This is a genomic window from Pantoea sp. ACRSB, assembly GCF_022346905.1.
GTDB lineage: Bacteria > Pseudomonadota > Gammaproteobacteria > Enterobacterales > Enterobacteriaceae > Pantoea > Pantoea piersonii.
Genome location: NZ_JAKRNL010000036.1, coordinates 1 through 537, shown reverse-complemented (window position 1 = coordinate 537; position 537 = coordinate 1). Strand labels below are relative to the sequence as shown.

1 tRNA gene and 2 rRNA genes are annotated in these 537 nt (G+C 50.1%); all 3 read left to right on the top strand.

The features are described from left to right. A 16S ribosomal RNA gene (locus tag MHZ89_RS22645) occupies nucleotides 1-74 on the top strand; the annotation flags it as partial. 82 nt (nucleotides 75-156) lie between these two features. Then, nucleotides 157-232: transfer RNA gene (locus MHZ89_RS22640), tRNA-Glu, on the top strand. A 210-nt stretch (nucleotides 233-442) separates the two neighbouring features. Further along, a 23S ribosomal RNA gene (locus tag MHZ89_RS22635) occupies nucleotides 443-537 on the top strand; the annotation flags it as partial.

Below are 537 nucleotides of genomic sequence, written 5' to 3'. Positions count from 1 at the left end.
CTTTGTGATTCATGACTGGGGTGAAGTCGTAACAAGGTAACCGTAGGGGAACCTGCGGTTGGATCACCTCCTTACCTGAAGATACTGCCTTCGAAGTGCTCACACAGATTGTCTGATAGAAGTAATGAGCAAGGCGTCTTGCGAAGCAGACTATGTGTCCCCTTCGTCTAGAGGCCCAGGACACCGCCCTTTCACGGCGGTAACAGGGGTTCGAATCCCCTAGGGGACGCCACTTGCTGGTTTGTGAGTGAAAGTCGCCGACCCTACTATCTTAAAGATGACTTACGAGTCATGTTTAAGATATTTGCTCTTTAACAATCCGGAACAAGCTGAAAATTGAAACGACGCTTTGCGTTATTCCTCCGTAATAAGGAATAAAGGCGAGGTGTTCGAGTCTCTCAATAATCACAACCGCGCGTCGCAAGACGCCTGTGGGTTGTGAGGTTAAGCGACTAAGCGTACACGGTGGATGCCCTGGCAGTCAGAGGCGATGAAGGACGTGCTAATCTGCGAAAAGCGCCGGCAAGGTGATATGAA